Here is a 12,774-nt window from a genome sequence, read left to right as displayed (position 1 = left end):
TCGCGTGGGAGACGACCATGCCGCTCGAACAGCACATCAACTTGACCGTTCTCCCCGCCGGGCTGTCGGACGACGGCACCCAGGCCCGGGTATCGGTGTTCTTCGCCCCCCGGTTGCAGCCCGAGCACGAGGGCAGCACGCTGTCCGGCTTCGGCGATTTCGTCAGCTGGCCCGACAAGCTCAAGGACGCCACCTTCGAGTTCGCCACCGAGGAGGACGGCACCGGGACGCAGCCCGTGGAGCGCGAACCCTTCACCGGCCCCCTCAGGCCGCAGGGCCCGGCCCCCGACGCGGACTTGTGGAAGAGCCTCTTCCACGAGGACACTCCGCTGGAGCCCTACTCCTTCGCGCCGTCGAACGGGCGGGAGCTGCCCACCTACTCGACCGCCCAGGTCAGCGCCTATACCAAGCGAGTCTACGTCGGAGCGGCCATGGGCTCCCCCGAGGCACCGCCCTCGACGAGGGCTGCGCTGAACCCTCGAAGCGCCGACCCGCACACCGGTAGGGAGGAGCTCAGCGCCCCTGTCACGCAGGACGGTGGGGTGCCCCAGGACCTGGCCGACCTGAACGCGTTCCACAGCGTCCCTCAGCGGAGTACTACCGTCGGCGAACGACTGGCCGCCGACAACCAGCCGGACCCGCCGCCACCGCCTCCGCCTTCGCTGCCCCCTGCCGACTTTCATACGATGCTCACCTCGCTCGGCGACCACCCGGTCCTGCTGCGCCGCCTCGGACTGGTCCTGGACTTCCTCCTGCCGGCCGACCGGCTCCCCGCCTCCTCGGGCGAACGGTTGCTGACGGTCATCCCCCACTGGACGTCCACACTGAAGCAGGGCGCGTTCGACGTGTCCTGCCGGACGCGTTACGTCTTTTCCACCGACCCCCTCGACCCCGCCCGCCGTGTCTTCGTTCCCGCGGCGCAGGCCTCTGCCGACGGCGACCCGTTGGCATCACCGTCCCGCGGCCTGGTGGTGCTGGCGAAGGATTTCCGTCTCGAACAGGCCGACATCGACGGCGCCGCGTTCAAGTTGCTGTCGGTCCCCGAGGACGCCAAGGGGCTGTCTCCCGTGCGAACCCACGGGTTCTCCCTGATCAGGCATGAGCGCGCGGTCAGCTTGCAGACGGAGTTCCAACGGGCGGCCGATCACGAAAGTGCCTTCTCCGAGGTGGTCTCGGTGCAACGAGCCACGGACGGCGCGTCCGCCGGGGAGACGCCGGGAGCCGGCCCAGGCACTCCGCAGAACGCGGATGCCTCCCCACCGCACGCTCAGGACAGCGCGAACGCCCCCGAGCTCCTGGCTCAGGACCTGGTCCGTGGCCACCGGCTGGACGTCTGGGACGAGACACGGAAGGCATGGTTCTCGCTGCACGAGCGCGACGTGGAATACCGGAAGCCCGGTGCCGGGCCACTCCTGCTCACCGCATCCGACGAAGGCTTCTTCCAGGCGCACCTCGCCTCACCGCCGCACGATGTCGTCCCACCGACGACGGATCCGCCCCTCTACGTACCCGAGCAGTTGGTCTCCTGGCACGGCTGGTCGCTGTCGGCACCCCGTCCGGGCCTGGTGCTGGACACCGACCTGGGCTCGCCCGTCGATCACCTGCCTCCCAACAAGCCGGTGCCGCCCAAGAACGACGCGCCGCCGGGGGTGCCGCTGGAGATCACGGTCAAGGCTCGGCCCGGTTCACTGCCCAGACTGCGCTTCGGCCATCGGTACCGTGTACGGCTGCGCACCGTCGACCTGGCGGGCAACGGCCTCGATGTCACGGAGGCCACCGCGCTGAAGGCCCCGCCCGGTACGACGCTCCCCGATGTCGGGCCACAGCCTTTCCAGCGGTTCGAGGCAGTCCCGGCGCCGGCCGTGGTGCCCAGGCTCCCGTTCGGCGAAGGCGCCTCCGCCGTGCGGATGGTGATCCGGAGCAGCCCGGGTGCCGAGCCACCCCCGGCCGGTCCTCCCGGTCCCGAGGGGCATACGACGTCGGTGGCCCTGGCCGACGTCCAGTTCGGCCGGACCAATGACGAAGTCCGCACCGTCCAGAACGCTCTCATCGCCGCCGGCCACCCCCTGCTGGGCGGCGCGGACGGCGTCTTCGGCGATCAGACGAGGAACGCCTATGCCGCAGAGCAGCAAGTGCAGGGATTCTCGGGGGCGGACGCCGACGGGAACCCCGGCTGCCAGTCCCTGACCGAGCTGGGCCGCAAGTGCGGCTTCACTGTCGACTGCGGCACCGGCCCCGCGCCCGCGAACGGCAGCACCGCGGAGCAGTTCGCCGCGGACTTCAACCAGTCGGCACTGGTCTCCTCCCAAGGGCACGCCGCGTACCAAGGGGTCGACGAACGTCATCTGGTGGCACCGAAAGCGTCACTTCAGTGCGTGGAATGGCACGGGCTGCTGGACACGGCGATCGGCTCCACCGACCACAACGCCCAGGACACGGTCTACGCCCTGGCGAGCAGGGAGAACGGCTCCCTGAGCGACCCGCATCCGGGTGTGCAGCTGAAGCCCGTCGACTCCCCCGCGGCGGACCCCGACCACCCGGCGACGATCGCCGTGCACGCGGGCGAGCAGATCGAACTGCCCTATCTTCCCGACCCGTTGTCCACAGGAGCCGTCCTGCTGGACCTTCCGGGACTGCCCGCCGGTCAGCCTTTCGTCGTCCCCTGGGGAGGCAGCGTCTGGCACCGCCCCAGGTCCTTCCGGGTGCGGCTGGCCGAGGGGACGGCGCCGCCCCGCTTCGACGACGCCTCCCGGGTGCTGACCGTGTCACTGCCCAAGGGCGCCGTGGCGACCGTCCGGGTGTGTTCCGGCATCGACTTCGACGCGGGCCTCATGGGCCTGGCCACGTGGTGTCAGGAGGACCCGGACCGGACACCCGGACCTGCGACCGGGACAGAGACGGACCACGCGGCAGGCGCGACAGCTGAGGTGCCGCAGACCGACGGGGTCCTGGAACTGGCCGCGGCCGGCCGGCACTGGATGTTCACCCCCTGGCACGAACTGATTCTCGTGCACGCGGTGCAACAGCCGCTGAGGACACCGGTGCTGAACCTCTCACACTCGGCGCCCCCGCGAGCCGCCGGCGCGACGGCCGAACACCTCGCGGGCACCATCGCGCTGGACGAGGCCAGTACGGGCCGGATCGAACTCGTCGCCGAATGGACCGAGGTGACGGACGGCGGACCCGCAGGCCGCGACACCCGGCCGATGACCGCCCCGGTGTTCGGAATCCTGACCGAGCAGGCGGACCCGCCCGGCACCCCCGGTCCCCAGGTCGCCGTCCTCCACGACGGCGTCCTGACCTTCAGCACACAGGCGTCCGAGGACCGGGCCAAGGCGGCCGCGGATGTGGCCAAGGCGGCCGACGACAGTGCGAAGGCTGCCCGGGCAGCGGCCGCGAGCGCCGCCGGTGCCGCCGACGCGGCGAAGGCCGCGGGCGATCCGGAGGAGGCGGACAGGCACAGTAAAGACGCGGCGCGGTCGAGAGCTCTCGGCGTCGAGGAGGCGGCCAAGGCCGCCATCGCTCCGCCCGTCCTCCAGAAACACGAGTTCGGCGACACCCGACACCGCACGGTGCGCTACCGCCCCGTGGCCGGAAGCAAGTTCGCCGATTGTTTCCCCGCAGAGTTCGCCGATCCCGGCGAGAGCGCGCTGACCGTGACGGGAGCGCCGCAGGAGCACTCGGTACCCAGCAGCGCGGCGCCCACGGCCCCACGCCTGCTGTACTGCATGCCCACCCTCGCGCTGGAGCGGGACGCCGGCCCGTCCGGTGCCCTCGTCCAGCGTCGGCTCGGTGGCGGTATCCGGGTGTACGTGGATCGTCCCTGGTACTCCTCCGGGGACGGCGAACTGCTCGGTGTGGTCCTCGGCGAGCCACCGGGAGGCGACCCCGCTTCGGTACGGGACTCCTGGGTCACTCTGATGGGCCGCGACCCCATTCACCGTTCCGCCCGGGTCGTCGCCCCGACCGCGGACATGTTCACCAACGCGGTCCAGCGGTCCGGGCCGTTGTCGGTGCCCACGCCCTCCGGCCCGCTTCCCGTCACGGTGGTGGGCTTCAGCCCGCAGTTCGACGCCGACGAGAAGGACGGCCGCTGGTTCTTCGACCTGGAGGTGGACACCGGGGACGCCTGTCTGCCGTTCGTCCGGCTCGCTCTGGTCCGGTTCCAGCCGGAGTCGGTCCCGGGTCAGGAGATCTCCTCGGTCGTCCTCGCCGACCTGGTGCGCACCCTGCCCGACCGCGAGTTGACGGTCAGGCCCGGCCCGGTGCTCTCGGTCAGCGTCACGGGCCCGTCCTGGGACCCCACAGACTCCCCGCCGCCGCAGCTCACCGCCATGGTGCAACGCCGACATGACACCGTCACCGACGACGACCTCGGCTGGGTGACCCTCGAGGACACATCAACCCTCCTCACCTCGATCGACGCGGACTCCTCGCACCGGCCCTTCTACACGGGCCAGGTCCCCGTACCGCCCGTCAGGCCAGGGGTGCCGCTGCGCCTGACGGTCATCGAGACCGAAGGCATCCCCGCCGATGCCCCCACGCCCCCCACGCCTCCCGGGCCGGTGCTGTACTGCGACACCGTCGATCTTCCCCCGGCGCCCGGCGGCCAGGACGACGACAACAACGACGGGCACGAACGGCATGACAGGCGGCACGGCGACGGCGAGGGCGACGGCGGACACGAAGGCCGAGGCGGACATGGCGGATTCCCTCATCACTGACCTCACGCAGACGCCGCGGGGTCTACGGGCACGGCGAAGTCCAACGTCCGCGCTCGACCCGGTCCGCCCTCACCAGCCCCACGACCACACAACTCACCGGATGACGAACCCGAGTTGCACGAGAATCACGCAGGAGCCAAGCTCAATACCAGGGGCATATGTCCGATCCTGGCGCGTCAACCGGACGGACGTGAGCCCGGAGGCAGGAGAGGAGGCAGAGAGGTCGCGGGACCCGGAGTCCCGGGACACGGAAACGGGCCGGACGAGTCCGTAGGCAATGTGTCGTGGTGGACGGAGACCTCACCATGTTCGACAGCGTCCGCAATTACTGGATCGACTTCAACGATCCGCTCGAAGGCCGCGTGCCCTTCATGTACTTGGACCAGAAGGGCTGGGTGAGCACGGGCATCGGCAACAAACTGGACGAGACGGTGCAGGCCAACTCGGCGCCGACGGATGCGGAACGAGAACGCTCGCTGGCCGAGGCCGGGGAGCTCCGCTGGCTGGTCAACGACGACGGCTCGGAAGCGACTGCCGACCAGGTCGCCACCGACTGGGACACCGTCAAAGGGCACCTCGAACTGGCACCCCAAGGGCACAACGCCTTCAAGCCGCCGCTGACCTCGCTGCATCTGGACAACGACGAGATCGATCGCGGCGTCTTCGCCAAACTCGACCAGATGGAGTCGGTCCTGCTTTCCCGCGCGGAGTTCAGCGACTTCGCGGACTGGCCGGCCAACGCGCAACTGGCGACCCTGAGCATGTGCTGGGCGCTGGGACCGACACTCAACGATTTCCCCAAGTTCCGCGGAGCCGTCGCCGACCACGACTGGAACACGGCCGCCGATCAGTGTCACTTCACACCGGACGAAGGCACCATCCGGATCCGGAACAATCTCGACCGGGAGCACTTCCTGCTGGCCCAGATCGTGGCGGATCAGGGCCAGCCCGTGGAACAGATCGCGATGACGCTCTCCAGCGTGTTCGACGTACAGGGCGCGCTCCTGGCTCTCGGCTTCAAACCCGGCCGCCAGGACGGCGCGGACGGCCCCAGCACGCAGGCCGGCGTCCGCGCGTTCCAGAACGCCAACGACATCGACCCGCCGAACGGGCAGTTCGACGACGCCGCCACCTTGAGCGCCCTGAGCTCTCAGCTCACCGACGCGGGTTTCAACGTGCTTTCAGCGTAGGCGCCGCGAGACGTTCAGCGACCATGTGAACACGAGAGGACGCACGTCATGGCTTCCTTCGACATCGATCTTTCCAATCCGTTCCCGTCAGGGTTCACCGGCGGTCTCGGCGGGCCCAACCAAGGCGGCCATCAACCGCCCCAGTGGTACATCCAGTTCGGAATGGATCTGGGCGCTGACGAAGGCACAGAGATCCTCGCCGCCTTCGATGCCCACGTCACCAAATACGCGCCGCACGACCCTGCCGCGGACACCCAGAAGGTCTACGGCGCCCAACTGTTCATGCGGGCCCCGAACGACATGATGGGCGGCTTCTACACCCATCTCACCGATGTTCCGGACGAACTGGGCGTCGACTCGTTCGTCAGCAGGGGCGACCTGCTGGGCACGGTGCTCCGGTTCGACCCGACGGCGACCCATCTCCATCTGGCGTTGGTCGAGATCATCGGCGGCGCCCCTGACGGTACCTACCAGGGTGTCGACCTGTACAAGCTCTTCCTGGACTCGGCCAACACGGACGCCGTCAACACCGTGACCTTCATGCAGGACGGCTCTCCGCCGACCGTCAACTGAGGAGCGAGCGGGCGGGGCCGGAGCAGGACGACGACGCACGGCTGCGGCCGGTTCCCGAAGCACTCACACGCGCACGGCGCCCGCACTGCACAGTCTGGATGCGGTGATACGCACCGCTTCCGCTCCGAGCTCTCGCGAGGAGGGATCGTATGGCCAAGCGCCTGGTCATCTGCTGCGACGGCACATGGAACTTCGCCGATCAGCCGAGCAGAACCAATCTCACCAAGGTAGCCCTGTCCGTGCTCCCCGGATCCGTGGCCGGGAAGGAACAGCGCGTCTACTACCACAGCGGTGTCGGCACCCACAGATGGGAGCGCCTCAGCGGCGGCGCGTTCGGCGTCGGCCTGTCCCGGAACGTCCTCGACGCCTACCGGTTCCTCGTCGACACGTACGAGCCCGATGACGAACTGTTCTTCTTCGGTTTCAGCCGTGGCGCGTTCACCGCACGCAGTCTGGCGGGGCTGGTACACAACTGCGGCATCCTGCGCCGCGACAAGGCCGACCGGATCCGGCAGGCCTGGGCCCTGTACCGCGACCGGATCGAGCGGCCGAGCGGCGCGGCCTCCACGTTGTTCCGTCGCACCTACGCGCGCGAGACGGAGATCCGCTTCATCGGGGTGTGGGACACGGTCGGCGCCCTGGGCATCCCGGTCCCGGACGCCGCGTGGCTCCGGCCGGCGGTGAACTGGTTCAACCACCGCTGGGCGTTCCACGACACCGACCTGAGCCGCTCCGTCAAGGGTGCCTTCCACGCGCTGGCCATCGACGAGCAGCGCTCGTCCTTCCAGCCGACGCTCTGGCACCAACAGCCCTACGCCGCAGAGCAGGGCCAGGAACTGAAGCAGGTCTGGTTCGCCGGGGTGCACTGCGATGTCGGTGGCGGCTACAAAGAAGCCGGGCTGTCCGACATCCCGCTGCTGTGGATCGTGGATCAGGCCCGTAGGTTCGGTCTGCGGTTCGACTCCGACGTGCTCACCGAGGCCGGACAGAGCGGGACGACGACACGAGAGAGCATCGACTTCCGCGTACGGCCCGACAGTTCGGGGGACCTGCACGCCTCACGGACAGGGCTGTACCGACTGGCCAGGCCTCTGCACCGGCCTCTGGGCAGGGCCGCGAACGGCGAGGGTGTGCTCGACGGGAACGAATTCCTGGCGGTACCGGCCAAGGAGCGCTACGACACGGACCCGCACTACCGGCCGCCGGAGCTGGAGCGGTGTCTCGCCCGCCAGGACCGGATCCGGCTGGAGCCCGTGCTGCTGCCGGGACTTGCCGCGGGTCTGCCGCCCATGTCCGCCGCGGCATCCGAAACGGGAGCGGCGACCGACGCGCTGCGTGGGTCTCGCCGTACCAAGTGACAACACGCTCACGGGTTGCCGCCGGTGAAGGAGCGGCGTCTCGTCGCGCACGTCGAACGCGCGGGGCTCGACCGTGCCTGACCGGGCGCGGCCTCGCTGAGCTCCGGTTGGGGGTTCCGTTCCGGGCCCACCGTGCCGAAGAGGGTCTCGTCGTGGCCGACAGGGGGCCTGTGCCACGCCGACCACCTGGAATCGGTGCTCCCCCACGAAGGCACCGGCGAGATTCACACCCTGGTGGCCGGCGCGGCGGCACGCCGACCGCCGGCGAATCTGAGGAGGCGGTCTTCTCCGCCACCAGCTCGGAGTCCGGTGCAACGACAGCAACTTGAAACACTTGGTAGAAACTTGCAGCAAATTCTTCCATGAGTCTTGTCGACTCCTCCGCGCGGTGGCACTGTCGTGCCCGCGCGGTGCGGCGCTCCCGGGTCGGGTCCCGGTGTCGCGGCAACCGTCGCCGCGGACGATCCACCCACAGCAATGCCCCGGAGCCGCACATGCACCTCACCCTCCACGCGCCCACAGCTCCCGGATCCCAGATCCCGGAGACTGCAGGCCGCCCTCGCCTTCACCGTCCTCCTCGCGGCCGTCCTGCCGCTCGGCCTCGTCGGCGGCAGCACGCCCGCAGCGGCCTCGCCGCCCGGCACGGGCAACGACGTCATCGCCAACCCGTTCCGGTGGAACCGGAACTCCGTCGCGTCCGAGTGCACCAACGTGCTCGGCCCTACGGCTACGGCGCCGTCCAGGTCGCGCCGCCCGAGGACTTGGAGGTCATGCCCGGGAGCCCCGGCTCGCTCGTGCCCTCCGCCTTCGAGCCGACCGGTGACCTGCTGGAGTTCGACTACGGGACCAGCATCAAGAGCCGGTTCACCCGCAACACCGCCAACTTGAAGACCTTTGGGCGGTCCTGGGGGATGAAACCGAGCAACAAGCCGGCCCTCGTCGTCGCCAACCACGACACCGAGCGCAACGGCTCCACCCTCAACTACCAGTACGGCTCCACCAGTACCCTGGCCACCGAGTTCGAACTCGCCCGGGGCTACGGCACCCCGCAGGTCCACTCCGGCTTCGACTGGAACAACAGCGACGGCTCGCCGCCAGCCGACGCCAACAGCCCCTGCACCCACAGCAGTTGCGGCCAGGCCGGGCAGGTATCAGTCGGCTTCGACGAGTACCCCAACCGCTCCTGCACCACCCCCGCTCCCGGAACCGTCATCCTCAACGCCTCCTGGCGCTGACACCGGCCGACCACTCCCGGCCCCCGGGGACCCGTCGGCTCCCCCCGTCGCTCGCGTCCCCACCCCCGCGCTCCCACTCCACCCCACCCCGCCCGAGAACGGCAGGTACGGGCAGTCGCAGGCCGCTGCGTGTACCTGTCGGACCTCGGCATGCCCGGAGGCACTCCCCTTCATGAGCCGCAGACCACACCCCCGCGCCGGAATGCGCAGAGCCGCCATCCTCGGCGTGTCCGCCGCCCTGCTGGGCGCCGGCACCGTCTCCCTCTCCTCCTTCCCCGCCAGCGCCGCCGCGCCGAGCGCGGTCACCCTGGCCGGAACCTTCGACAGCGAGATCGGCTGCGCCGCCGACTGGCAGCCGGACTGCCCGCAGGCCCAGATGTCCCCGCGGGCCGACGGCACCTGGACCGCCTCGTTCAACATCCCGGGCGGCAGCTACAACTACAAGATCGCGATCAACGACAGCTGGACCGAGAACTACGGCGCGGGCGGCGTGGCGGGCGGCTCGAACATCTCGATGACCGTCCCCGCAGGCGGCGAGGTCGTCGACTTCGTCTACGACCCCAACACCCACCTGGTCACCGACGACTCCGCCCGACCCGCCGTCACGGCGGCCGGTGACTACCAGTCCGAGCTCGGCTGCAGCGCGGACTGGTCCGCCACCTGCGCCACGACACAGATGACCGACCCCGACGGCGACGGCGTCTACACCTACAGCACCACCGCGATCCCGGCCGGCAGCTGGAACACCAAGGTGACCCTGGGCCAGTCCTGGACCGTGAACTACGGCGCGGGCGGCACGGCCAACGGCGCCGACATCGCCTTCGACGTGCCCTCGGCCGGGGCGACCACCACCTTCTCCTACAACTCGGCGACCCACTGGGTCACCGTCGTGAGCAACGGCGGCGGCACGTCCTCGTTGAACACCCTCGGCGCGCTGTACACCCCGACCGGCACCACCTTCCGGCTCTGGTCGCCGGACAGCTCCAACGTCAGCGTCAGCATCGGCGGCAGCAGCCACCCGCTCAGCCCGACGACCCTCAGCGGCTACACGAACGTCTACCAGACCGTCGTCAGCGGGGACCTGAAGGATCAGACGTACCAGTTCTACGTCGGCGGTGTGGCCGTCCCCGACCCCTACGCCCAGATGACCACCCCCGGCACCACCCAGGGCGTGGTCGTCGACACCGCCGCCGTGACGCCCACCGGCGGCAGCTGGGCGGCGCGCCCGGCCCTGACGAACCGTGAGGACGCGGTCGTCTACGAGCTGAGCGTCCACGACTTCACCATCGACGCGAGCTCCGGCGTCGACGCGGCCAAGCGTGGCAAGTTCCTCGGCCTGGTGCAGACCGGGACGACGGACAACGGCGCGAAGACGGGCATCGACCACCTGAAGGAGCTGGGCGTCACCGCCGTCCAGATCATGCCCTCGTTCGACTTCGGCAGCACCGTGCCCAACTGGGGCTACGACCCGGTGGACTACAACGTTCCCGAGGAGCAGTTCTCGCAGTTCACTGCACCGGAGGACCGGATCCGCGAGTTCAAGGACATGGTCAACGTGTTCCACAAGAACGGCATCCGCGTCGTCATGGACGTCGTCTACAACCACACCTTCAGCAAGAGCGTCTTCGGCAACATCACCGGCAAGTACTACACCTCGACCGACCTGTCCGGCACAGGCAACTCGATCGACGACGGCAACCCGATGGTCGGCCACATGATCCAGGACTCCCTGGAGCACTGGGTCCGTGACTACAACGTCGACGGCTTCCGCTTCGACCTGGTCGGCGTCCACTACACCAACAACGTCAACACCTGGGCCAACTACCTCAACACCGCCTACGCCGGTCGCACGCTGATGATGTACGGGGAGCCCTGGAACGGCGGCGCGAGCGACCCGCAGGAACCGCAGAAGGTCCGCTACGGCAACCTCCCCACCCTCGCGCCCGCACACTTCGGCGTCTTCAACGGCGTCTACCGCGACGCGATCCGCGGCGGCACGGACACCAACACCATGGGCTACATGGGCGGCGCCGGCAACGCCTCTGCCATCGCCTTCGGCATGCGCGGATCACCCACGGACGCCAACAGCACCGCCCCGGTCTCCAACCTGTGGACCCCGGCCTTCGCCGAGGACCCCGAGCAGACCATGAACTACGCCTCGATCCACGACAACCTGAACCTCTACGACAAGATCACGTACTCCGGCGCGACCGGCGGAGCCACCGGAACAGCCGGCCGCATCGACCGGTTCGCCGTCGGCATGATCCTCACCTCCGAGGGCGTCCCGGTCATCGCCGAGGGCGACGAGTTCCTCCGCTCCAAGGTCGTGAGCGGCGACTACCCGACCGCGATGAACTCCTACGCCGCCTCCGACGCCGTCAACGCGATCCACTGGGGCGACAAGACCGCCAACGCCAACATCTTCAGCTACTACAAGGACGCCATCGCGCTCCGCAAGGCCGGCGCGGCCCTGCGCCTCACCACCTGGGGCGCGGTGCACAACCAGGTGTCCGCGACCGTCGACGGCTCGGTGGTGATCGGCCGCTTCAGCTCGAACCCCGCCGCGCCCACGACCTACGACACCGTCGTCGTCGACAACCCCACCGGCAGCACCTACAACGTGGCGCTGCCGCCGGGGACCTGGACGAAGGTGCTCGACACCACCGGCGCCGTCGCCGCGAGCGACAACGCCTGCGCGAGCCTGGCGGTGACGGTCTTCAAGAAGAACTGACAACACCGCGGGTCTCGAACAGCACGGTCAGACCGACCGGCGAGAGGCACCCCTCGGGGTGCCTCTCAACCCGGACACCGCGGTGAGAGCCACCAGCGGCACCAGGCGGTCACCATCAGGTGAGGACCGCCACCTGCTCGCGGCAGTGGCCGAGCTGCTTTCGTCCGGGGATCGTGTCCGCTCCGCTGGTCCCCGCGGGACCATCGCAGGTCGCGGCATCGTCCCCTGCAACGGCTTCAACAGCAGACTCGCCTTCACGGCCTTCGTCGTGATCACGTGCACCTTGGTCGGAGCACATGATCAGGCCAAGGCGAAAGCCTCCTCGGGGACATCGTCGAGGACGAATCCGTTGTCGAGCCGGACGCGGACCGTGACGCGGAGCACCCGTCGCTGGTAGGCGACCCACTGCTCTTCCAAGTCCCCCACCTGCTCCTCCAGTTGCTTTCTGCTCTCCGACGGCATCTGGTGGCCGAAGTCGTCGAGGAGCGACTTGAGGCGCAGGTACTCACGCACCTCGTGGCTCTGCTGCCGGTGATGCTCGTCCACACGCTCGACAGTGCCCTCGATGCCTGCCGCCAGGACCAGAGAGGCTGCGAAGGCACCCGTCTCCTCCGGGGGCTCCCCGGCTGGGGTCACCGACCCGGCCAACCGGAGATCCGCCGCCAGCCGCACCCGTTGGCCCACGTTCAGCGTCATCGATCCTTCGTCTTTCTCGTCGGTCACCGGCGATCCGGTGAACGTGGCGTCGCCAGGAGTACCGGAGAGGACAGGATCATCCCACCCTCACCGTCGGCCCCGACACGATCGAAGCCCTCGCCGACCTTCGCCTGCGCAACAGCCGCACGACGGGCGGCCCACAGGCGGCGCGAGCACGCCGGGCAAACCGGTCGGCAGCCTGCACGCCCCTCGCGAACCCCGGCAGGTAGGGGGCGAACTCGGGTGGGCCGGCAGAGCCCCCGCGCG

The 12,774-nt window shown here is 69.4% G+C and carries 7 protein-coding genes; 6 read left to right on the top strand and 1 reads right to left on the bottom strand.

All coding sequences use genetic code 11. The annotated features are described in order from the left end of the window. Nucleotides 1–17: 17 nt before the first annotated feature. The 6 genes from ACZ4N5_RS19725 to ACZ4N5_RS19700 all read left to right on the top strand — a co-directional run bounded on the left by ACZ4N5_RS19725 (nucleotide 18) and on the right by ACZ4N5_RS19700 (nucleotide 11,811). Nucleotides 18–4,724, top strand: coding sequence for a hypothetical protein (locus ACZ4N5_RS19725; protein ID WP_467758341.1), 4,707 nt, complete (start codon nucleotides 18–20; stop codon nucleotides 4,722–4,724). 305 nt (nucleotides 4,725–5,029) lie between these two features. Beyond that, nucleotides 5,030–5,914: a peptidoglycan-binding domain-containing protein gene (locus ACZ4N5_RS19720; protein ID WP_467758340.1), complete on the top strand. Its 885-nt coding sequence runs from the start codon at nucleotides 5,030–5,032 to the stop codon at nucleotides 5,912–5,914. A gap of 48 nt (nucleotides 5,915–5,962) precedes the next feature. Continuing rightward, complete coding sequence (locus tag ACZ4N5_RS19715; RefSeq protein ID WP_467758339.1) at nucleotides 5,963–6,487, top strand: peptidoglycan DD-metalloendopeptidase family protein; 525 nt, start codon at nucleotides 5,963–5,965, stop codon at nucleotides 6,485–6,487. 149 nt (nucleotides 6,488–6,636) lie between these two features. Next, nucleotides 6,637–7,845 (top strand): DUF2235 domain-containing protein, encoded by a 1,209-nt coding sequence (locus tag ACZ4N5_RS19710; RefSeq protein ID WP_467758338.1) that lies wholly within the window; start codon nucleotides 6,637–6,639, stop codon nucleotides 7,843–7,845. 701 nt (nucleotides 7,846–8,546) lie between these two features. Next, nucleotides 8,547–9,080, top strand: coding sequence for an alpha-amylase family protein (locus tag ACZ4N5_RS19705; RefSeq protein WP_467758337.1), 534 nt, complete (start codon nucleotides 8,547–8,549; stop codon nucleotides 9,078–9,080). Between the two features lie 172 nt (nucleotides 9,081–9,252). Beyond that, entirely contained in the window at nucleotides 9,253–11,811 is a 2,559-nt protein-coding gene (locus tag ACZ4N5_RS19700; RefSeq protein WP_467758336.1) for a pullulanase X25 domain-containing protein, read from the top strand. 300 nt (nucleotides 11,812–12,111) lie between these two features. Here the strand turns inward: ACZ4N5_RS19700 and ACZ4N5_RS19695 are convergent, their stop codons facing one another. Further along, nucleotides 12,112–12,534, bottom strand: a complete 423-nt coding sequence (locus ACZ4N5_RS19695) for a hypothetical protein (RefSeq protein ID WP_467758335.1) — start codon at nucleotides 12,532–12,534, stop codon at nucleotides 12,112–12,114. Nucleotides 12,535–12,774 lie beyond the last annotated feature (240 nt).

Source organism: Streptomyces sp. NPDC026500 (assembly GCF_055567635.1).
This window is presented reverse-complemented; position numbering and strand designations above follow the sequence as displayed.